Below are 20,843 nucleotides of genomic sequence, written 5' to 3'. Positions count from 1 at the left end.
CCTGCGGGCCAGCAATCTGCCGGGAACTTTCCCCCTCGCCTACCATCACACCTGAGCATGCACAGTCGCCAGCGCCGTGTGAGACGGTCGCAGTGCTGGCATCCTGCTGAACCCGCCGCCGGGTTTCCGGCGGCACGATTCGAACCGGGGAGAACCAATGAAGCGTGTGACATTCGTGGCGGCAGCCAGCCTGCTTGCCCTGGCGGGCAACGCGGGCGCCGCCTCGCAGCTCAAACTCAACGAACAGGGCTACTTCGAGGCGCCTGGCCTCAACGTCACCGTGTTCGCCGACATCTACCCGGACGGCCACCAGACCGGCGTGACCGTGATCCAGCATGGCGAGCGCGTGGCGGCCAATGGCGACCTGCGGCTGGAGCCTTCGCCCGGCCAGTGGTCGCCGGTCCCGGCCGGTGACGGAAAGACGACGCATGATGCGGCCACCGGCACCGTGACCCAGGCCTTGCGCTACCCGGACGAAAGCAAGAACCGCAAGGGCTTCAATCCGATCGAGTACCCGGACCTGGATTTCCGCTACGAGGTGGGAGTCACGCCGCTGGACGGCCACGCCTTCCAGGTCTCGGTGCACCTGGACAAGCCGTTGCCCGCGCAGTGGGAAGGCAAGGTCGGCTTCAATTTCGAGCTGTTCCCGACCGACCTGTTCGGCAAGTCCTATCTCATGGACGGTGCCGCGGGCAGTTTCCCGCGCCAGGCAAACGGCCCGGTGGTCACGATGGAAGGCCACACGCTCACCGCACCGCTGGCGACCGGCAGCAGCCTGGTGGTCGCCCCCGAGAGCCCGCTGCAGCGCCTGAAGATCGAAAGCCGCAGCGGCGAGCTGGTGCTGCTGGATGGTCGCGGCAACATGAACAATGGCTGGTACATCGTGCGCGAGCTGACGCGCCCCGGCGCTACCCGTGACGCGATCACCTGGGTGGTGACGCCCAACGTGGTGCCCGAATGGCGCTATGCGCCGGTGGTCCAGGTCTCCCAGGTGGGCTACCGGCCCGACCAGGCCAAGACCGTCATCATCGAACAGGACAAGCGCGACACCCGCGCTGACGTGCTCACCCTGTACCGCATCACCGAGGATGGCCCCAGGGAGGCGGCGCGTTACACGCCCAGGTCGTGGGGCAAGTTCCTGCGCTACCACTACCTCACCGCGGACCTGAGCGCGGTGCGCGAACCGGGCATGTACGAGCTGTCCTACCGTGGCAAGCGCACCCATGCCTTCCGCATCGGCGAGGACGTGTTCGACCGTGGCGTGTGGCAGCCCACCCTGGAGTATTTCCTGCCGGCGCAGATGTGCCACATGCTGGTCAAGGAGAACTACCGCACCTGGCATGGCCTGGACCACATGGACGATGCGCGCATGGCTCCGGCCGGCGTGCATTTCGACGGCTACGACCAGGGCGCCGACACCCTCACCCGCTTCAAGCCCGGCGACCGCATCCCGGGCATGGCCGTGGGTGGCTGGCATGACGCCGGCGACTACGACCTGCGCATCGAGAGCCAGATGGGCACGATCAAGCTGCTGGCGCAGATGGTCGAGGAGTTCGGCCTGGACCATGACACCACCACCATCGACCAGGCACGCAAGGAAGCCCACCTGCTGCGCCCGGACGGGGTCAATGACGGCCTCCAGCAGATCGAACACGGCCTGCTCAACGTGCTGGCCGGCTATCGGGCGCTGGGCCGCACCTATCGCGGCGTGATCGAACCGACCCTGGAGCAGTACGTGCTGCTGGGCGACGTCACCACCCAGACCGACAACCTGGCCTACGACCCCGCCCTGCCCGCCGGTGACCGCACCGGCACCACGTCATCGATCAACGACGACCGCTGGGTGTTCACCGAGGACAACCCCAACCGCGAGCTGTCCACGGCCTCGGGCCTGGCGGTGGCGGCACGCGTCCTGCGCACGTCCAATCCGGCCATGGCCAGGGAAGCCCTGGACGCGGCCATCGACCTGACCGCCAAGGCCCTGGGCCGGGCCACCAATGTCGGCGCCAAGGTGGCAGCGCTGAGCGAACTGGCCCGCAGCACCGGCGACCAGGCCTACGTGGATGCGCTGCTGGCGCTCAAGCCCGACATCGTGGCGGCGATCGACAAGACCGGTCCTGCCCTGTCCAGTGCCCTGCCGCTGGTCAAGGACGCCGCGTTCCTGCGCGAGGTCGATGCCGCGGTTGCGGCGCACCAGGCCAAGCTCGCCGACGAGGCGACCAGGACCCCGTACCGGGTGCCCTACGTGCCCTATATCTGGGGTGCCGGCTGGGACATCCAGCGCTTCGGCGTGGACCAGTACTTCTTCCGCAAGGGCTGGCCGCAGCACACCTCCGATGCGCTGCAGATGGATGCGCTCAATTTCGTGCTGGGCGTGCACCCGGGCAACGTCACCGAATCCTTCGCCTCCGGCGTGGGTGCACACTCGGCCACGGTGGCCTATGGCACCAACCGTGCCGATTGGGGCTACATCCCGGGCGGGGTGATCTCGGGCACGGCACTGATCCGCCCGGACCTGCCCGAGCTGAAGATCTGGCCGTACTTCTGGCAGCAGCGCGAGTACGTGATTGGCGGCGGCGCGGAGAACTTCATGTTCCTGGCCCTGGCGGCGGCGCAGCACACGGCGCAGCAGCGATAGCGATATGTGGCGAAGCATCGGGCCATGGCCCGGTGCTTCGCCATGGCTGGCCCCTCAGCCCGGTTTGCGTGCCCGTTCGCGCGCCTCGCGCAGGCGGTCGAGCTTTTCCTTCAGCTTGATTTCCAGGCCGCGCTCGACCGGGCGGTAGTACACGCGCTCGCCGAGCGCGTCCGGGAATCCGGTCTGGTCCAGGGCGATGCCGCCTTCGGCATCGTGGTCGTACTGGTAACCCTTTGCGTAGCCGAGTTGCTTCATCAGCTTGGTCGGCGCGTTTCGCAGGTGCAGCGGCACCTCGGCGGTCCCGTGCTGGCGCACGTCGGCCTGGGCTGCCTTGTAGGCGGCATATGCGGCATTGGACTTGGCCGTGCTGGCCAGGTAGATCGCGGCCTGGGCCAGGGCCAGGTCGCCTTCCGGGCTGCCCAGCCGCTCGTAGGTGTCCCAGGCATCCAGCGCCATGCGCCATGCCCGCGGGTCGGCCAGGCCGATGTCTTCGATCGCCATCCTGGTCAGCCGACGGGCCAGGTACGAGGGGTCGCAGCCGCCATCCAGCATCCGTGCCAGCCAGTACGCAGCCGCGTCCGGGTTGGAACTGCGCACCGACTTGTGCAGCGCCGAGATCTGGTCGTAGAACTGCTCGCCGCCCTTGTCGAAGCGCCGGGTGCGGTCGGCCAGCACCTGCAGCAGGGTCGCCTCGGTGATCCGGCCGCCCTCGTCGGCGGCCAGTTCGGCAGCAATTTCCAGCAGGGTCAGGGCACGGCGCACGTCGCCGTCGGCCGCGCCGGCAATCTCGCCCAGCGCGCCTTCTTCGATCGCGATCCCCTGCCCGCCCAGGCCGCGCTCGGCATCGTCCAGTGCGCGCCGCAATGCGGCCATGATGTCCTGCACCGACACCGCTTCCATCACGTGCACGCGGCAACGCGACAGCAGCGCCGAGTTCAGCTCGAACGAGGGGTTCTCGGTGGTGGCGCCGACGAACACGATGCTGCCGCGCTCGATGTGCGGCAGGAATGCATCCTGCTGGGCCTTGTTGAAACGGTGCACCTCGTCCACGAACAGGACGGTGCGACGGCCTTCATCGAACCGCTGCGCCGCCTCGGCCAGGACCTGGCGAACCTCCGGCAGGCCGGAGAGCACGGCCGAGATGGCACGGAAATCGGCATCGGCGTACTGCGCCAGCAGCAGTGCCAGGGTGGTCTTGCCGCAGCCCGGCGGCCCCCACAGCACCATTGAGTGCACCCTGCCCGCTTCCACCGCACGGCGCAGGGCCGAGTCCGGCGCCAGCAGGCGCCGCTGCCCGACCATTTCGTCCAGGCTGCGCGGGCGCACGCGCTCGGCCAGCGGGCGCATGGCCTCCTGGCGGAGGTCGTCGGCCAGCAGGTGGCCGGCGGTGGCGGTGGGTCGGGGACTGCGGGGACGGCTCATGCGCCCATGATAGGTGCAGGCGCGGGAGCCGGGGTGCGACGCGCGGGGTGCGGCTTATTCGCCGACGATGTCGACATCCTTGCCCGGCTTGAACTGGAACGTGCCGGCGGCGAACGACGGATTGCGTCGCCAGTCCTCGAAGCGGATGTCGGTGGTCTGCCCGACCAGGTCCAGCACCTGCATGCGCGCCAGGCCCTGCGATCCAAAGCCAAGCCGCGCCATCTGGAAGCTGGCTTCGGCATCGACCTTGGGGGTGAGGGTCAACCAGTGCAGGCCGTCGCTGGGCACCGCTTCTTCACTGAGGTCGAACTGGCGCTCGAGCCGGGCCGGGTCGAACAGCGCGACCAGCGGACTGTTGCGTTCCTCTTCGCCTTGGGCACGCACGGTGGCTTGCTGCAGGTCGGGCTCGTAGATCCACAGCTTGTCGCCATCGGCCACGATCAGTTGCTCGAACGGCTTGACGTACTCCCAGCGGAACAGGCGCGGCGCGGACACCGCGACGCTGCCGCTGCTGGTTTCCCTGGCCCGCCCGTTCGGGTCGGACACCTGCTGGGTGAAGCGCCCTTCCAGGCCCTTCAGGCCGCTGGTGAAGCGGGCCAGGTCGTCGCGTGCGCCGGCCATTGCATCACCGGCGAACATGCCGGCGGCCGTGCCGACCAGCAGGGTCAATCCGAAAAGTGCGTGACGGAGGTGGTGCGGCATGCGTGCAAGGTCCGTATCAGGTCGGGCCGAAGTGTGCCGCGATCAACCTGAACGCAGGCGCAGAGGCGGTGGCCTCAATCGCGCGGAGGCGGCGGGGCCAGGACGCTGCGGTCGCCGTTGTGCTCCGGCGGGGTGACCACGCCGGCAGCCTCCATGGCTTCGATCAGGCGTGCGGCGCGGTTGTAGCCGATCTTCAGCCGGCGCTGCACGCCGGAGATGGACGCGCGCCGGGTTTCGGTTACGATGCGCACGGCCTCGTCGTACAGCGGGTCCGATTCGTCTCCGCCTGCGCCCGATTCGGGCAGGCCGGTCGCGCCCACCACCACGCCGTCGCCCATGGTCTGCACTTCGTCCAGCACGCCTTCGACGTAATCGGCGGTACCGCTGGCCTTGAGGTGCTCGACGACGCGGTGCACCTCGTCGTCGCTGACGAAGGCGCCATGGATGCGCTCGGGCATGGCCGTGCCCGGCGGCAGGTAGAGCATGTCGCCGTGGCCGAGCAGGGTCTCGGCACCGGACTGGTCCAGGATGGTGCGCGAGTCGATCTTGCTGGAGACCTGGAAGGCGATGCGGGTCGGGATATTCGCTTTGATAAGGCCCGTAATCACATCCACCGACGGCCGCTGGGTGGCCAGGATCAGGTGGATGCCGGCGGCGCGCGCCTTCTGCGCCAGGCGTGCGATCAACTCCTCCACCTTCTTGCCGACAATCATCATCATGTCGGCGAATTCGTCGATGAAGATGACGATGAACGGCAGCGGCTCCAGCGGGCGCGGCGCTTCGCCCAGCTCCGGGTTGGGCTTGAACAGCGGGTCCATCAGCGGCTGGCCGGCGTCGATGGCGTCCCTGACCTTCTTGTTGAAGCCGGCCAGGTTGCGCACGCCCACCGCGCTCATCAGCTTGTAGCGCCGCTCCATCTCGGCCACGCACCAGCGCAGGCCATTGGCTGCCTCCTTCATGTCGGTGACCACCGGCGCCAGCAGGTGCGGGATGTCCTGGTAGACGCTCAGCTCGAGCATCTTCGGGTCGATCATCAGCACCCGCAGTTCCTTCGGGCTGGCCTTGTACAGCAGGCTCAGGACCATGGCGTTGACCGCCACCGACTTGCCCGAGCCGGTGGTACCGGCCACCAGCAGGTGCGGCATGCGCGCCAGGTCGGCCACGGTCGGGCGGCCGGCGATGTCCTTGCCCAGGGCCAGGGTGAGCGGGCTGCCGGACTTGTCGTATTCCTTGGAGCGCAGCAGCTCGGACAGGAAGATCATCTCCCGGCTGGTGTTGGGGATCTCCAGGCCGACCACCGACTTGCCCGGGATCACGTCGACCACGCGCACCGACTTGACCGACAGGCCGCGGGCGATGTCCTTGTCCAGCGAACTGATCTGGCTGACCTTGACCCCCGGTGCCGGCTCCAGCTCGAAGCGGGTGATCACCGGGCCCGGATAGGCGCCGACCGCCTGCACGTCGATCCGGAAATCCTTGAGCTTGAACTCGATCTGCCGTGACAGGGTTTCCAGGGTCTCTTCGGAATAGCCCTTGGTCTGTGGCTTGGGGTCGTCCAGCAGGGCCAGCGGCGGCAGGCCGTCCGCGGTGCCACCGGCGCCCTGGAACAGCGGGATCTGGGTTTCGCGCTTGGCCCGCTCGCTCTTCTCCACCACCACTGCCGGGGGCGGCTCGATCTTGACCGGCTCGCGCCGGGCCTGGCGCACCGCGTCGGTGCGCCGGACTTCCTCGCGTTCGCCGCGCAGGTTGCGCGCACGCTGCCACTCCCCGGCCTGCTGCGACTTGCGCCGCAGCAGGTCCGGCAGCGCCAGCACGCCGGCACCGATCCGTTCCATCACCCAGAACCAGGACAGGCCGGTGGCCAGGGTCACCGACACCAGCAGCAGCGCCAGCAGGAACAGGTTGGCGCCCAGCGCACCGAAGCCGGCCGCGAGCGACTTGCCCACCAGTTGCCCGATCACGCCACCGGCACGGGCCACGTCGCCGCCCCCGCCGACGCCGAGCAGGCGCATGTGCAGCAGCCCGGTAACTGCAATCAGGAAGCCGACGATGCCCACCAGCCGCAGCGCAGGACCAAGCTCATCCTCCTCGCCCAGGCCGAACAGTGCGATCCACGCCACCGCGCCGATCACCAGCGGCAGCACGAAGGCGGCATGCCCGAACAGTTGCAGCAGCACGTCGGCGGTCCACGCACCTGCACGGCCGCCCAGGTTGTGGATGGGCGCGACCACGCTGCCGCTGTGCGACCAGCCCGGATCAGTGGGCGAATAGGTGAACAGGCACGCCAGCAGATACAGCAGCAACGGCGCAATCACGATCAATGCCAGGTCACGCCACAACCGCTGGCGCCGGATGCCGGGCGTGCGTTCCTCGTGCGCGGGCTTGCCGCGGGGAGACTTGCTGCGTTCCGTCAGTGCCTTGGCCACGTGGTTCCGGGATCTTGAAATATTCGCAGGAATACTGCGTTAGGCATTGATATTAAACGCTTCTATCGGGCATTGCCTAGTTGCGTGACGAGGCGCCAACTTGGGTGCCGGGCGTCGTCCGGTCGCCGATGCGGTCCCGAGGGTCAGGTCCTGAGGCATGTGACGCGCTGCCTGCGCTGGCCCGGAGGGCGTAGCCCCGGTGCCGCGGCCGCAGCGAGGTGGCCACGCCGCGCGCGGATCCCCGTGCGTATGCCCGCTGTCTGGCGCGCGATGCGCCGGCCGGTCCACTGCGCACGCCAGTGAGTCCTGTCGTTCGCCTTGATTCGCCCCGGTGCGGCAGCCACTCTATGACTCGACTTCGCGTCCCTTCCCTCTTCGACCGACTATACATGACCACCACCCAGCACTCGCGCCTGCTCATCCTCGGTTCCGGCCCCGCCGGCTGGACCGCCGCCGTCTACGCCGCCCGCGCCAACCTCAAGCCGGTGGTGGTCACCGGCATGCAGATGGGCGGCCAGTTGATGACCACCACCGAGGTCGACAACTGGCCAGGTGATGCCCATGGGCTGATGGGCCCGGACCTGATGGCCCGCATGCAGGCCCATGCCGAGCGCTTCGACACCCAGGTGGTGTTCGACCACATCCACACCGCCGACCTGTCGCAGCGTCCGTTCCGCCTGGTCGGCGACAGCGCCACCTACACCTGCGATGCACTGATCATCTCCACCGGCGCCACCGCCAAGTACCTGGGCATCGCGTCGGAGGAGAAGTTCAAGGGGCGCGGCGTGTCTGCCTGCGCCACCTGCGACGGATTCTTCTACAAGGACCAGGACGTGGTCGTGGTCGGTGGCGGCAACACCGCGGTGGAAGAAGCGCTGTACCTGTCCAACATCGCCCGCAAGGTGTACCTGGTCCACCGCCGCGAAACCCTGCGCGCGGAAAAGATCATGCAGGACAAGCTGTTCGCCAAGGTCGAGGCCGGCAAGATCGAGCCGGTCTGGCACCACACCGTGGACGAAGTGCTGGGCGACGATGCCGGCGTCACCGGCGTGCGGGTGAAGTCGATGCTGGATGGCGGCACCCGCGACATCGCCGCGCACGGCTTCTTCGTGGCCATCGGCCACCACCCCAACACCGCGTTGTTCGAGGGCCAGCTGGCGATGGACAACGGTTACCTGACGATCCGCTCCGGCCTGGGCGGCAATGCCACGGCCACCTCGGTGGACGGCGTGTTCGCTGCCGGCGACGTCACCGACCAGCACTACCGCCAGGCGATCACCTCGGCCGGCTTCGGCTGCATGGCCGCCCTGGACGCCGAGCGCTGGCTGGACAGCAAGGGCGAATGACGATGGCCCGCCGCCGCCCGCCAGCAACGCGGCGGCGGCCAGCCGCAGTGGTGCCGGCGCCGGCATGACGCTGCAGGTCCGTTGCCTGGATGCGCTGGCCGATGTCGAGCCGGCCGCATGGGACGCCCTGCACGACGGCCGCAATCCGTTCCTGCAGCACGCGTTCCTGCACGGCCTGGAGCATTGCGGCTGCCTGCGCCCGGACTGGGGCTGGATCCCGCGCCACCTCACCCTGTGGGATGGTGCACGGCTGGTGGCCGCTGCGCCGGGCTACCTCAAGGGCAACTCGCATGGCGAGTTCGTGTTCGACCATGCCTGGGCCAATGCCTATGCACGGCAGGGGCTGGACTACTACCCGAAGTGGCTGCTGGCGGTGCCGTACTCGCCGGTGACCGGCCCGCGGCTGCTGGCGCGCGATGACGACGCCCGGCGCGCCCTGCTGGCGGCGGTTGCCGGGCAGGTCGCCGCCCGGCGCCTGTCATCGGCACACGTCAACTTCCACACGCCGGCCGAGGATGCGCTGTTCGGCCAGGAGTGGCTGCCGCGCCTGGATGTGCAATACCACTGGCACAACCGCGACGGCTGGAACGACTTCGATGCGTTCCTGGCGGCGATGGACCACAAGCACCGCAAGAACATCCGCCAGGAGCGGGCCAAGGTGCTGCGGGCGGGGGTGAGCTTCCGCCGGCTGCACGGTGACGAGGCCTCGCCGGCGGAACTGGAGGCGATCCACCGCTTCTACCTGCAGACCTTCGACGACTACGGCAATGCGCCCGCACTGACCCTGGACTTCATCCAATATATTGCGCGAGAAATGCCTCGCAACCTATTGATAGTCTTCGCCACCATGGATGATGAACCCATCGCCGGAGCACTCTGCCTGGTCGGCGGGGACACCCTGTACGGCCGCTACTGGGGCAGCGATGCGCGCTTGCCGGGGCTGCACTTCGAGACCTGCTACTACCAGGGCATCGAGTACTGCCTGGAGCACGGGCTTGCCCGGTTCGAGCCCGGCGCCCAGGGCGAACACAAGCTGGCCCGCGGATTCCTGCCGACGTTCGTGCGCAGCCGCCATCTCATCGCCCACCCGGGATTTGCCGAGGCCTTGCGCGAATGGTGCGGACAGGAGGCGCAGGCGGTGCGCCGCTACGCCCAGACCCTGGCCGCACACGGCCCGTTCCGGACGCCGGCATGAGCCACGTCCCGTTCCCGCTGGCGGACGATCCCGATGCGCCCTTCCCGCCCGCGGCGCTGGCGCTGCGCGAGCCGGATGGATTGCTGGCGGTGGGCGGGGACCTGTCTCCCCGGCGCCTGCTCAATGCCTACCGCGGCGGGATCTTCCCCTGGTACTCGGACGGCCAGCCGATCCTGTGGTGGAGTCCGGACCCGCGGCTGGTATTCCGCACCGATGCAGTGCGCCTGTCCTCGCGGTTCCGCCGCAGCCTGCGCCGCTGCGACTGGCAGGTCCGGGCCGATACCGATTTCGCGGCGGTGATCGGTGCCTGCGCCGACAGCCCTCGCCCGGGCCAGTCCGGAACTTGGATCACCGCGTCGATGCGGGCGGCCTACCTGCGCCTGCACCAGTTGGGCCACGCCCACTCCATCGAAGTATGGGACCGGCAGGGCCGGCTGGCCGGTGGCCTGTACGGCGTGGCGGTTGGCAGGATGTTCTTCGGCGAGAGCATGTTCAGCGCCTACTCCGGCGGCTCCAAGGTGGCCCTGGCGGCCCTGGCCTTGCGTTTGCACGCATGGGGATGGCCGCTGCTGGATGCGCAGGTGGAGAACCCGCACCTGCTTGCGCTGGGCGGTGAGCGCTGGCCACGCGCCCGCTTCCTCGATGCCGTGGCCGGCCTGGTGGACGAAGAGGATCGGCCGCGGAACTGGACCGCCCGGTTCGGCCAACTGCCCGCAGCGGAGCTGGCCCGGGCCGCCGACCGTTAGCGCTTTTGCGTTGGGGCGCGGACTCGCGTAGAATTCCGGCCTTTCATGCCTTCATAAGTGCATATTGCAGCCGCATGTCGAAAGACGATTCCATCGAGTTCGAGGGCACGGTCGCCGAGACCCTGCCCAACACCACCTTCCGGGTTCGCCTGGAGAACGGGCATGAAATCATCGCCCACATCTCCGGCCGCATGCGCAAGCACTACATCCGCATCCTCACCGGCGACAAGGTGAAGGTGGAGATGACGCCCTACGACCTGACCAAGGGACGCATCACCTACCGCATGAAGTAAGCGCGGGTCGGTGATCGATCGGGAAAAGGCGGCCACCGGCCGCCTTTCCTGTGTGTGGCGCCGCGCCGGCCAACAACGTCCGGCGACGCGACGGGTGATGGCAATCAGACGGTCGCCGGGAGCAGGCGCTCGGGTTCGGATTGGGCATCCACCACCAGCTCGCCGTCGACCACGTCGATGCTGACGCGGCCGCCATCGACCAGCTTGCCGAACAGCAGTTCGTCGGCCAGCGGACGCTTGATCTTCTCCTGGATCACCCGCGCCATCGGCCGCGCGCCCATCAGCGGGTCGAAGCCGTGCTGGGCCAGCCAGTCGCGCGCGGTCGGCGTGGCCGACATCGCCACGTGCTTCTCGTTGAGCTGCATCTCCAGCTCGATCAGGAACTTGTCCACCACCCGCAGGATGTGGTCGAAGCCCAGCGGCTGGAACTGCACCACCGCGTCCAGGCGGTTGCGGAACTCCGGGCTGAAGCTCTTGCGGATCACTTCCAGCGCATCGGTGGAATGGTCCTGGCGGGTGAAGCCGATCGAGCGCCGCGCCGCCTGGGCCGCACCGGCGTTGGTGGTCATCACGATCACCACGTTCTTGAAGTTGGCCTCGCGTCCGTTGGTGTCGGTCAGCATGCCGCGGTCCATGACCTGCAGCAGGATGTTGAAGATGTCCGGGTGCGCCTTCTCCACCTCGTCCAGCAGCAGCACGCAGTGCGGGGTCTTGACGATCTTCTCGGTCAGCAGGCCGCCCTGGTCGAAGCCAACGTAGCCCGGGGGCGCGCCGATCAGGCGCGACACCGAGTGCGGCTCCATGTACTCGGACATGTCGAAGCGCACCAGTTCGATGCCCAGCTGCAGCGCCAGCTGCTTGGTCACCTCGGTCTTGCCCACGCCGGTGGGGCCGGCGAACAGGAAGTTGCCGATCGGCTTTTCCGGGTTGGCCAGGCCGCTGCGGGCCAGCTTGATCGCCGAGGCAAGGGTCTCGATGGCCGGGTCCTGGCCGAAGATCACCATCTTCAGGTTGCGCTCCAGGTGCTGCAGCACGTCCTTGTCGGTGGCGCTGACCTGCTTGGTCGGGATGCGCGCCATCTTGGCGACGATGGTCTCGATTTCCTCGACGTCGATCAGCTCCTTGCGTGCGTCCTCCGGCAACAGCCGCTGGCGCGCGCCGGCCTCGTCGATCACGTCGATCGCCTTGTCCGGCAGCAGGCGGTCGCCGATGTGCTTGACCGACAGGTCCACCGCAGCCTGGATCGCCTCGTCGGCGTAGGTGACGCCGTGGTGCGACTCGTAGCGCCCCTTCAGGCCCTGCAGGATCTCGTAGGTCTCGCCCACGGTCGGCTCGACGATGTCGATCTTCTGGAAGCGGCGGGCCAGCGCCCGGTCCTTCTCGAAGATGCCGCGGTATTCCTGGAAGGTGGTGCTGCCGATGCAGCGCAGGTCGCCGGAGGCCAGCGCCGGCTTGATCAGGTTGGACGCGTCCATGGTGCCGCCACTGGCCGAGCCGGCACCGATGATGGTGTGGATCTCGTCGATGAACAGGATCGCGCCGGGGATCTTCCTGATCGCGGTCAGCACGCCCTTCAGGCGCTTTTCGAAGTCGCCGCGGTACTTGGTCCCGGCCACCAGGGCGCCCAGGTCCAGCGAGTAGATCACCGCGTCGGCCAGCACGTCGGGCACGGCGCCCTCGACGATGCGCCGGGCCAGGCCTTCGGCGATCGCGGTCTTGCCCACGCCCGCCTCGCCCACGTACAGCGGGTTGTTCTTGCGCCGCCGGCACAGGATCTGGATCGTGCGCTCGACTTCATCGGTACGCCCCACCAGCGGATCGATCTTGCCGATGCGGGCGCTGTCGTTGAGGTTGACCGCATAGTCGGCCAGCGCGTCGGCCTTGCCTTCGGCCTCCCCGCCCTCGGCCCGACCCTCGCCTTCGCCCGGAGCCGACAGGCCCTCGGACGATTCATCGCCGAGCTTGGCGATGCCATGCGACAGGTAATTGACCACGTCCAGCCGGGTCACGTCCTGCTGGGTGAGGAAGTAGACCGCGTGCGAGTCCTTCTCGCCGAAGGTCGCCACCAGCACGTTGGCACCGGTGACCTCCTTCTTGCCGGAGGATTGCACGTGATACACCGCCCGCTGCAGCACGCGCTGGAAACCCAGGGTGGGCTGGGTGTCGCGGCCGTCGTCCTCGGCCAGGCGCGAAACCGACGCTTCGATGGCCTGTTCAAGCTCGCCGCGCAGGCGCGGCGTGTCGGCGCCGCAGGCGCGCAGCACGGCCTGGGCGGAAGGATTGTCGAGCAGGGCCAGCAGCAGGTGCTCGACCGTCATGAATTCATGACGTGCCTCGCGGGCGCGCTTGTAGCACTGGCCGATGGTCTGTTCGAGGTCTTTGCTGAACATGGCAACTCCGGGGGTTTGCCAACAATATGCGGCCTGCCGGTCCGAATTCCACAGTCCCCGCGTCCGTTGCGTTCAGCAACCCGTCCGGCGGTGCCGGACCGGGGGGCGCTCTGGCGCCTGCAAGGGCTGCCGGGTCAGGCTTTTTCCATCGTACACAGCAGCGGGTGCTGGTTCATCCGCGAGAACTCGTTGACCTGGGCCACCTTGGATTCAGCCACTTCCCGCGTGAAGACGCCGCACACGCCCCGCCCGCGGGTGTGCACGTGGACCATGATCTGGGTGGCCCGCTCCAGGTCCAGGTTGAAGAACTGCTGGAGCACGGCGACCACGAAGTCCATGGGCGTGTAGTCGTCGTTGAGCAGGACCACCTGGTACATCGGCGGCGGGGCGACGGCCGGCCGGCCCGGATCGACCAGGATGCCGTGTTCGTGTTCGTGCTCGGGGCGTGTGGTGCGGGGCATCGGGCGATTATACGGACCGCCGCGCGGATGGACGCCGCAGCGCCGGCTGCCGGACAATGCGCCGCCGCCGCCACGATCAGGATCGATGCTTCGCAACACCCTCCCCCTCCAGATGCAACCCCGGCCGCGCACCTGCGCCGATGCGTTGCCGGGCACGAGGATGGTGCCGGGCGACCCCGCATCCACGCCGGTGCCTGGCGGCCTGCGGCGATGAACGCATCCCGCACCTGGCATCCGCACGTGACTGTCGCCAGCCTGGTCGCACGCGACGGGCAACTGTTGCTGGTGGAAGAACGGATCGACGGCCGCCTGGTCCTGAACCAGCCCGCCGGACACCTGGAACCCGGCGAAAGCCTGGCCCAGGCGGCGGTACGCGAGACCCTGGAGGAAACCGGCTGGCACATCCGCCTGCACGCCCTCGTCGGCATGTACCAGTGGACCGCGCCGGGAGGCCGCCACTACCTGCGCTTCGCCTTTGCCGGCGAAGCCCTGCACCACGACCCGGAGCGGCCGCTGGACGCCGGCATCGAACGCGCGCTGTGGCTGACCCCCGACGCGCTCCAGGCGCAGGCCGCGCGCCATCGCAGCCCGCTGGTGTGGCGCACGGTGGCCGACTGGCAGGCCGGGCGCCGCTGCCCCCTCGAGTTGCTGGGCCAGGTGGAATGAACACGGCCGTGGGCACCGTGCCGCGCACGGTGGTGGGCGTCTCCGGCGGGGTCGACTCCTCGGTTGCCGCCTGGTTGCTGGCGCAGTCGGGCGAGCCGCTGGCTGGCCTGTTCATGCAGAACTGGGACGATGACGGCAGCGGCCAGTGTCGCGCCGAGGATGACCGCCGCGACGCCGTGGCCGTGTGTGGCCGGCTCGGCATCCCGTTCCACTTCCGCGATTTCTCCAAGGAATACTGGGCCGGGGTGTTCGAGCACTTCCTGGCCGAATACGCCGCCGGGCGCACGCCGAACCCGGACGTGCTGTGCAACCGCGAAGTCAAGTTCAAGCACTTCCTGGATGCGGCGCGCGAGCTGGGCGCCGAACGGATCGCCACCGGCCACTACGCGCAGGTGCAGCGCGACGGCGGCCGCTGGCGGCTGCTGCGCGGCGCGGACCGCGACAAGGACCAGAGCTATTTCCTGCACCAGCTCGGGCAGGCGCAACTGGCCGCAACAACATTCCCGATCGGGCACCTGCCCAAGGCGCAGGTCCGCCGCCTGGCGCGGGACGCCGGCCTGCCGACCCACGCCAAGAAGGATTCCACCGGGATCTGCTTCATCGGCGAGCGCGACTTCCGCAGTTTCCTGGGCCAGTACCTGCCGGCGCAGCCCGGCGATATCCGCGACCCGCACGGGGTAAAGGTCGGCGAGCATCCGGGCGTGTTCTATTTCACCCTGGGCCAGCGCGAGGGCCTGGCCATCGGCGGCGTGCGCGGGCGCGCCGCGGCACCGTGGTATGTGGTCGGCAAGGACGTGCCCGGCAACGTGCTGTACGTGGACCAGGACCGCGACAGCCCATGGCTGCTCTCGCATACCGTGCACACCGAGGCCGCGCACTGGATCGACGGCGGCGCACCGGCTGCCGGCTTCGATTGCGCCGCGCAGGTGCGTTATCGCCAGCACGAGGAGCCCTGCCGGGTGCAGGTGAACGACGATGGCAGCCTGCAGGTGCGCTTCACCCGCCCGCAGCGGGCGGCCACGCCGGGACAGTCGCTGGTGCTGTACGACGGCCCGGCCTGCCTGGGCGGCGCGGTGATCGCCGCCACCGATGCCCCGCAGCCGCGCCAGGGCCCGACGCCTGCACGGTAGGGCCACCGGGGCCGGCTCGTGCAGCGGTGCGGCGGGTAGAATGCCCGCATGAGCTCCCCTCACGACGACCGCACGCTGGCCCTGGCGGGCCTTGCCCAGGCATTGCAGCAGGTGCGCCGCATCGCCGAAACCGGACAAAGCGAGACCGCAACCGCGCGGCCGGTGCTGGAAAGCGTGTTCCGCATCGACGCCGACTCCGTCGCCCAGGTCTATGGCGGCGCCGATGCGCTGGCGCCGGGCCTGCGGCTGCTGGGCAACCACCTGTCCAGCCGCGGCGACGACCCGCTGCTGCCACGCCTGGCGCTGGCGGCGGTGCAACTGGAACGGCGCTTCGCGCGCGAGCCCGAAGCCCAGTCCGCCGTGGCGGCCGGCATCGCCACGATCGCGCCGCAGGCCGAGTCCCGCGGCAGCACCCATCCGGACGTGCTTGCAGCGCTTGGCACCCTGTACGCGGACACCATCAGCCACCTGCGGCCGCGGATCATGGTCCAGGGCAACCCGCACTACCTGGGCCAGCCCGGCGTGGTCTCGGAAATCCGCGCCCTGCTGTTGGCCGCGGTGCGCTCGGCCATGCTGTGGAGGCAACTGGGCGGCAGCCAGTGGCAGTTCCTGCTGGCGCGACGGGCGCTGCTCGACGCGGTGGAGCGGCACCTGGGCTGAGCCTGCGGCCGCGGGCGCAGGCCCGGCACGATCACGTTTGCCGTTTTTTGCCGTGTGCGAGCCCGGCAGAAGGGCTGGCGCGCATTAAAGGCCCCCGCCATGCGGCCGATACTGCGAACGAGGCTCCGCCGAGATCACCCATGGACTCCCGTTTGCTAATCCGCATGGCCGCACCACTGGTGCTGACCCTTCTCACCCCCATCGCCGTGGGCTTCGATTGGCCGGCACCGATGCGCTGGGCGATCCTGACCACCTTGACCTTGAGCTGGTTCGGCTTTGCCGCCTGGCTCCTGTTGCGCGGCCCGACGTCGCCATCGCGTTCGCCCGAGCAGTTGCGGGTGGTGCGCGAGCAGGAACTCCTGCTTGGCGAGCTGCGCACCTTCGTGAGCCGGGAGATCGAGGGCTCGCGCAATGAAGTGGAACGGGCCCGCGACCTGATCCGGCAGGCGGTGGCTGGCCTGGGCGGCAGCTTCGAGGAGATGAACCGCAAATCGCGCCAGCAGAGCGGTGCGATGGCACGGATCATCGCCGACCAGGACGGCGCCGGCGGCGTGGACGTGGCCCGCTTTGCCCAGCACGCCAGCTCGCGCATGGAACAGCTGGTGGAGGCGCTGGAGCAGGTATCGGGCCAGAGCACCACCACGGTGCAGCACATCGACCAGATGGCCCAGCACCTGGACGGCATCTTCGCCTTGCTGGAGGACGTCAAGTCGATTGCCGACCAGACCAACCTGCTGGCGCTGAATGCGGCCATCGAGGCGGCCCGCGCCGGCGAGGCCGGCCGCGGCTTCGCGGTGGTGGCCGACGAGGTGCGCAACCTGTCCGAGCGCTCGACCACCTTCAACGAGCAGATCCGCAAGCTGGCGCACAGCTCCAAGGACGCCATCGCCAAGGTCCGCGACACGGTCTCGCACATGGCCTCGCGTGACCTGGACCGCTCCCGTGATGCGCGCTCCGAGGCTGCGCAGATGCTGCAGAACGTGGCCGCGATCAACAGCTCGCTGGGCGAAGGCATGCGTGAGATTTCCGAGTGCGGCCGCGCGATCGACGGCTCGGTTGCCGAGGCGGTGCGGGCGCTGCAGTTCGAGGACATCGCCACCCAGGCCCTGGGCGGCGCCCACGTGCACCTGGACCGGCTGGATGCGATCAACCGCGAGGCGCTGGCCTTGCAGGAACTGCTCCACCGCAGCAATGGCGCATGCGACGAGGAAATGATCCGCGCCCTGCAGCGGCTGGGCGGGCGCCTGAACGAGCTGCGCGGCGAATGGGAAGTCCCGCCGCACAAGCCGGTGACCCAGCAGACCATGGGCGTGGGCACGGTGGAGCTGTTCTGAGCCGCGTTCCACCCATCGGCCGGGCCGCCGCGCATGCCATGCGGCGGCCCTGTCACCAGAACCCCGGTCAGGTGCCGGGGTTCACGCATTTGTCTGCCGCCGTCGCCGCGACGCGCAGGCCGCCGCCATGAGCCGCTCGCCGCAGCAGCAGGCCGGCAAGGGGCCGCGGCATGCCGCAACCGCCGCGGCACGCCCCCTGCCGCAGGCCCTGAAGCAGATGGAGGAGATGGCCACTACCGAACTGGCAGAGGCTGCCCGCCTGGCCGCTGCGGCAACGCCCGGGGGGCATGACGACCCGCTCGAAACCTGCCTGGCGTGGGATATGGCCGCACCGATGCGGCGCGCCGACGGCACGCCCGAAGGCCAGTCCCAGGGCTGACCGCGCGCCGGGCGATGCCGGCGGCGTCCTCCGCCAACACGATCAAGACGATGGAGCCGGTACGTGCGTGCCGGGCGGTGCGCGTGCTGACCGGAGGAGGCTGCGCAATGCAGCAGGGTCGCACTACGCACGATCGCCGGGGCCACTGTCGTGGGGGCCAGGCCGTCGCAGCGGCGGCAACCTGCTCAGCGCACCGGCATGCGTGCCGGTGGCGTTTCGGCCGCCAACCAGGCCGGCGCCGGGGCCGATTCGCTGGCCAGGCGCGCCAGCCACTGCGCCAGTTCGCGCGGCGGCAATGGGCGGGTGTACACGTAGCCCTGGATCTCGTCGCAGCCCCAGGCACGCAGTTGGCTCTGTTCCTCGGCCGTTTCCACGCCCTCGGCCACGACCCGCATCCCCAATGCATGGCCCAGGTGCACGATCGCCTGGGTGACTTCGCCGGCGTTGGTGTCGCTGAGCATGTCGGCCACGAAGCTGCGGTCGATCTTCAGCCGCTGCACCGGGAAGCGGTTGAGGTAATGCAGGTTGGAGAAGCCGGTGCCGAAGTCGTCCACCGCCAGTTGCACGCCGTGGCGCTCGAACACCTGGAAGCAGTGCCGCAGGTTGTCGCTGTCCAGGATCAGGGCCGACTCGGTCAGCTCCAGCTCCAGCCGTGCCGGAGGCCATCCGGCGCGTTGGCACAGGGCCACCACCCGGTCGGCGAAGCCGCGGTCACGCAACTGCACGCCGGAGACGTTCACCGCGATGCGTCCGAATTGCAGCCCGGCCGCATGCCAGGCCGCGGCCTGGCGGCAGGCCTCGGCGATCACCCACTCGCCCAGGCGCACGATCTCGCCACACTGCTCGGCAATGGGGATGAACTCGCCCGGATGGCAGGGGCCGCCCGGCCAGTGCCAGCGCAGCAGTGCTTCGATTCCGGGCAGGTGGTCACCCTTGATGCAGACCTGCGGCTGGTAGACCAGCGCCAGTTCCTCGCGTTCAAGGGCGCCGCGCAGGGCGTGTTCGATCTCGAGCCGGCGCCGGGTATCGCGCTGGATCTCGTCGTTGTGCTGCTGCCAGCCGTTGCGCCCGCGCTCGCGTGCCACGCGCAGGGCCGCATGGGCTGCGCGCAGCAGGTCGTCGAAGCCCTCGCCATCGCGGCCGAGCAGCGCGATGCCGACGCTGGCCCCGACCTTCAGGTGCTCGCTGCCGAAGGCCAGCGGTTCGGACAGCGCGGCGATCAGCCTGCGCGCGGCGTCCTCGGCCTCGGTGCCGTCGACGGGCCGGCGCAGCACCACCATGAATTCGTCGCCGCCGAGGCGGCCGAACAGGTCGCCGCCCTGCAGGGTGTGATGCATGCGTCCGGCGGCCGCCTTGAGCATGGCATCGCCTGCGGCGTGGCCGAAGGAATCGTTGATGCTCTTGAAACCGTCCAGGTCCACCAGCAGCAGGGCCAGGCCGTGGCCGAGACCATCCTGGGCGGTAACGATGGCCTCCTCGGCCTGGACCCGCAGCAGGAAGCGGTTGGGCAGCCCGGTGAGCAGGTCGTAATGCGAGAGCAGTTCGATCCGCTCGCTGGTTTCCAGCTCGCGGCTGACATCGCGGTACAGGGCCACGAAGCGCGGCGCCATGCCCTCACGGCAATCCAGTTCGACCAGCACCTGGACCCGCGCGCGGCGCCCGTTCTGGCGATAGAAGCACAGCTCAAGCTGTTCCGGAGGGCCGCCGGCGGCCAACCTCGCCAGCGCCGCCTCGAAGGTTTCCCGGGATTCACGGGTGTACAGCGCCAGTGCGTCGTCCAGGGTCAGCGGGCCGTGCGGCAGGCCGTGCAGGCGGTAGCACTCGTCGGTCCACTGCACCCGGCGCGTCCCGGGCTCGATCTCCGCGCCGCCGATGTGGCCCAGCGCCGACACCCGGTCGAGCAGTTCGGTACGCCAGCGCAGCAGCGCATCTGCGCGCCAGCGCGAGGTCACGTCCTGTACCTGGCCCAGTACCCGGACGATGTGCCCGTCGTCGTCCAGCTGCGGCTGGCTCCAGGCCTGCAGGTACAGGGGTTGGCCCTCGGCGTCACGCAGCTCCAGGTCGAAGTTGACCGGTTCGCCATCGCGGCGCATCCGCCGCCAGGCGCGGCGCAACGCGGCCGAGGCGCAGGGCGGCAACCGCCGCAGCCAGGCCCGGGCCGAATCATGCGGGCGCACCGGCTGGCCGAGCAGGCGATACAGGTCCTGCGGCCACCAGCCGGTGTCGCTGATCGGGTCCCAAGACCAGGACGCCATGCCGGACAGGCGCTGGATCTCCTCCAGCAATGCCTGCTGGCGACGCAGCCGTTCTTCCAGTTGCTTCTGGTCGTCAATGGCGGTGTGGGTGCCGACCATGCGCAGCGGCCGGCCATCGGCCGACCAGGCCACCACCCGGCCACTGTCGCGGACCCAGCGCCAGCCGCCGTCGCGGCGGCGCACGCGGTGCTCGCACACGTAGGCGTCGGCGCGCCCGGTCAGGTGTTCCTGCACACTGGCGCGGACCCGTTCGATGTCGTCCGGATGGACCAGCGCCATCGCCGTTTCCAGGCCGTTGTCCGGCGCGTCCTCGGTGGAATAGCCGAGCATCGCCAGCCAGCTGTCGGAGCGGAAGATGCGGTCCACGCCGATGTCCCAGTCCCACAGCCCGTGGCCGGCGCTGTCCAGCGCCACCTGCCCGCGGCTGCCGCCGTCCGGATCGGGGACACTCAGGGTAAAGGCCAGCACCCCGCCCTCCGGTGCGCGGACCGCGCGCATCCAGCCATCCAGGCGCCGCTCCGGCCCTGGCAGGCTGCATGGCACGGTGTTCTGGGAGCCATCGACGAGGAGCTGGCGCAGGTCCTGCAGCAACGGGCCGAAACGCAGCACCGCCTGCGGCAGGCCCAGGGCCTGTGCGCAGGGATTGGCCGCCAACACCCGCCCGTCCTGGTCCAGGACCAGAAGCGCGCTGTTGATCGGATGCTGCATCAGACTGGCGATTGCGCCCGCATCCACACCGTGAACTCCTTGAACGGGCACCTCGCCCCCCTTCGATTCGATAACGGCAGCGACCGGGAAAG

At 69.2% G+C, this 20,843-nt stretch carries 16 protein-coding genes; 10 read left to right on the top strand and 6 right to left on the bottom strand.

The annotated features are described in order from the left end of the window. Positions 1–157 precede the first annotated feature (157 nt). Positions 158–2,638: a glycoside hydrolase family 9 protein gene (locus ACEJ41_RS06430; protein ID WP_374013954.1), complete on the top strand. Its 2,481-nt coding sequence runs from the start codon at positions 158–160 to the stop codon at positions 2,636–2,638. Positions 2,639–2,692: 54 nt separating this feature from the next. Here the strand turns inward: ACEJ41_RS06430 and ACEJ41_RS06425 are convergent, their stop codons facing one another. The 3 genes from ACEJ41_RS06425 to ACEJ41_RS06415 form a co-directional block, all read right to left on the bottom strand. After that, positions 2,693–3,985, bottom strand: coding sequence for a replication-associated recombination protein A (locus tag ACEJ41_RS06425; protein ID WP_374014086.1), 1,293 nt, complete (start codon positions 3,983–3,985; stop codon positions 2,693–2,695). 129 nt (positions 3,986–4,114) lie between these two features. After that, positions 4,115–4,762 (bottom strand): outer membrane lipoprotein chaperone LolA, encoded by a 648-nt coding sequence (lolA, locus tag ACEJ41_RS06420; RefSeq protein WP_374013953.1) that lies wholly within the window; start codon positions 4,760–4,762, stop codon positions 4,115–4,117. 74 nt (positions 4,763–4,836) lie between these two features. Next, a complete protein-coding gene (locus ACEJ41_RS06415) occupies positions 4,837–7,188 on the bottom strand; it encodes a DNA translocase FtsK (protein ID WP_374013952.1) in 2,352 nt (783 codons plus the stop codon). Between the two features lie 389 nt (positions 7,189–7,577). On the opposite strand from ACEJ41_RS06415, the gene trxB reads away from it, so the two are divergent. The 4 genes from trxB to infA all read left to right on the top strand — a co-directional run bounded on the left by trxB (position 7,578) and on the right by infA (position 10,768). Beyond that, positions 7,578–8,534, top strand: coding sequence for a thioredoxin-disulfide reductase (gene trxB, locus ACEJ41_RS06410; protein ID WP_374013951.1), 957 nt, complete (start codon positions 7,578–7,580; stop codon positions 8,532–8,534). Between the two features lie 64 nt (positions 8,535–8,598). Then, on the top strand, positions 8,599–9,729 hold the full coding sequence (locus tag ACEJ41_RS06405; RefSeq protein ID WP_374013950.1) for a GNAT family N-acetyltransferase: 1,131 nt from the start codon (positions 8,599–8,601) through the stop codon (positions 9,727–9,729). Next, a complete protein-coding gene (gene aat / locus ACEJ41_RS06400; protein WP_374013949.1) occupies positions 9,726–10,475 on the top strand; it encodes a leucyl/phenylalanyl-tRNA--protein transferase in 750 nt (249 codons plus the stop codon). Before ACEJ41_RS06405 ends, aat begins: the two co-directional genes overlap by 4 nt. Positions 10,476–10,549: 74 nt before the next feature. Further along, positions 10,550–10,768, top strand: a complete 219-nt coding sequence (infA, locus tag ACEJ41_RS06395) for a translation initiation factor IF-1 (protein ID WP_374013948.1) — start codon at positions 10,550–10,552, stop codon at positions 10,766–10,768. A gap of 104 nt (positions 10,769–10,872) precedes the next feature. Here infA and clpA read toward each other — a convergent pair whose 3' ends face one another. Together clpA and clpS are read right to left on the bottom strand one after the other, a co-directional pair. Beyond that, entirely contained in the window at positions 10,873–13,158 is a 2,286-nt protein-coding gene (gene clpA, locus ACEJ41_RS06390; RefSeq protein WP_374013947.1) for an ATP-dependent Clp protease ATP-binding subunit ClpA, read from the bottom strand. A gap of 134 nt (positions 13,159–13,292) precedes the next feature. After that, positions 13,293–13,619, bottom strand: coding sequence for an ATP-dependent Clp protease adapter ClpS (clpS, locus tag ACEJ41_RS06385; RefSeq protein WP_374013946.1), 327 nt, complete (start codon positions 13,617–13,619; stop codon positions 13,293–13,295). A gap of 210 nt (positions 13,620–13,829) precedes the next feature. Here clpS and ACEJ41_RS06380 point away from each other — a divergent pair, with 210 nt between their 5' ends. The 5 genes from ACEJ41_RS06380 (at position 13,830) to ACEJ41_RS06360 (ending at position 17,788) form a co-directional block, all read left to right on the top strand. Beyond that, positions 13,830–14,285, top strand: a complete 456-nt coding sequence (locus ACEJ41_RS06380) for an NUDIX hydrolase (protein ID WP_374013945.1) — start codon at positions 13,830–13,832, stop codon at positions 14,283–14,285. After that, complete coding sequence (gene mnmA / locus ACEJ41_RS06375; protein ID WP_374013944.1) at positions 14,282–15,415, top strand: tRNA 2-thiouridine(34) synthase MnmA; 1,134 nt, start codon at positions 14,282–14,284, stop codon at positions 15,413–15,415. The genes ACEJ41_RS06380 and mnmA overlap by 4 nt, the downstream gene beginning before the upstream one ends. A 48-nt stretch (positions 15,416–15,463) precedes the next feature. After that, positions 15,464–16,075 carry a high frequency lysogenization protein HflD gene (gene hflD, locus ACEJ41_RS06370; RefSeq protein WP_374013943.1) on the top strand — a complete coding sequence of 204 codons (612 nt, stop codon included), beginning with the start codon at positions 15,464–15,466 and terminating at the stop codon, positions 16,073–16,075. Positions 16,076–16,215: 140 nt separating this feature from the next. Continuing rightward, positions 16,216–17,409 carry a methyl-accepting chemotaxis protein gene (locus ACEJ41_RS06365; protein WP_374013942.1) on the top strand — a complete coding sequence of 398 codons (1,194 nt, stop codon included), beginning with the start codon at positions 16,216–16,218 and terminating at the stop codon, positions 17,407–17,409. A gap of 127 nt (positions 17,410–17,536) precedes the next feature. Then, positions 17,537–17,788, top strand: a complete 252-nt coding sequence (locus ACEJ41_RS06360) for a hypothetical protein (RefSeq protein WP_374013941.1) — start codon at positions 17,537–17,539, stop codon at positions 17,786–17,788. Positions 17,789–17,973: 185 nt separating this feature from the next. On the opposite strand, the gene ACEJ41_RS06355 is transcribed toward ACEJ41_RS06360, so the two are convergent. Next, entirely contained in the window at positions 17,974–20,778 is a 2,805-nt protein-coding gene (locus tag ACEJ41_RS06355) for an EAL domain-containing protein (RefSeq protein ID WP_374013940.1), read from the bottom strand. Positions 20,779–20,843: the final 65 nt, after the last annotated feature.

The organism is Pseudoxanthomonas koreensis (assembly GCF_041890415.1).
GTDB classification, from domain to species: domain Bacteria; phylum Pseudomonadota; class Gammaproteobacteria; order Xanthomonadales; family Xanthomonadaceae; genus Pseudoxanthomonas; species Pseudoxanthomonas koreensis_A.
Note: the sequence above shows the minus strand (reverse complement) of the source record. Positions and strands in the feature narration are given on the sequence as shown.

What these genes read in the sequence shown, in the direction of transcription:
- ACEJ41_RS06425 (WP_374014086.1), bottom strand. Translation starts at nt 3,985, where the DNA reads ATGCGCCCGCTGGCCGAGCGCGTGCGCCCGCGCAGCCTGGACGAAATG.
- lolA (WP_374013953.1), bottom strand. Translation starts at nt 4,762, where the DNA reads ATGCCGCACCACCTCCGTCACGCACTTTTCGGATTGACCCTGCTGGTC.
- hflD (WP_374013943.1), top strand. Translation starts at nt 15,464, where the DNA reads ATGAGCTCCCCTCACGACGACCGCACGCTGGCCCTGGCGGGCCTTGCC.
- ACEJ41_RS06405 (WP_374013950.1), top strand. Translation starts at nt 8,599, where the DNA reads ATGACGCTGCAGGTCCGTTGCCTGGATGCGCTGGCCGATGTCGAGCCG.
- infA (WP_374013948.1), top strand. Translation starts at nt 10,550, where the DNA reads ATGTCGAAAGACGATTCCATCGAGTTCGAGGGCACGGTCGCCGAGACC.
- clpS (WP_374013946.1), bottom strand. Translation starts at nt 13,619, where the DNA reads ATGCCCCGCACCACACGCCCCGAGCACGAACACGAACACGGCATCCTG.
- ACEJ41_RS06430 (WP_374013954.1), top strand. Translation starts at nt 158, where the DNA reads ATGAAGCGTGTGACATTCGTGGCGGCAGCCAGCCTGCTTGCCCTGGCG.
- trxB (WP_374013951.1), top strand. Translation starts at nt 7,578, where the DNA reads ATGACCACCACCCAGCACTCGCGCCTGCTCATCCTCGGTTCCGGCCCC.
- ACEJ41_RS06380 (WP_374013945.1), top strand. Translation starts at nt 13,830, where the DNA reads ATGAACGCATCCCGCACCTGGCATCCGCACGTGACTGTCGCCAGCCTG.
- ACEJ41_RS06365 (WP_374013942.1), top strand. Translation starts at nt 16,216, where the DNA reads ATGGACTCCCGTTTGCTAATCCGCATGGCCGCACCACTGGTGCTGACC.
- ACEJ41_RS06360 (WP_374013941.1), top strand. Translation starts at nt 17,537, where the DNA reads ATGAGCCGCTCGCCGCAGCAGCAGGCCGGCAAGGGGCCGCGGCATGCC.
- aat (WP_374013949.1), top strand. Translation starts at nt 9,726, where the DNA reads ATGAGCCACGTCCCGTTCCCGCTGGCGGACGATCCCGATGCGCCCTTC.
- mnmA (WP_374013944.1), top strand. Translation starts at nt 14,282, where the DNA reads ATGAACACGGCCGTGGGCACCGTGCCGCGCACGGTGGTGGGCGTCTCC.
- clpA (WP_374013947.1), bottom strand. Translation starts at nt 13,158, where the DNA reads ATGTTCAGCAAAGACCTCGAACAGACCATCGGCCAGTGCTACAAGCGC.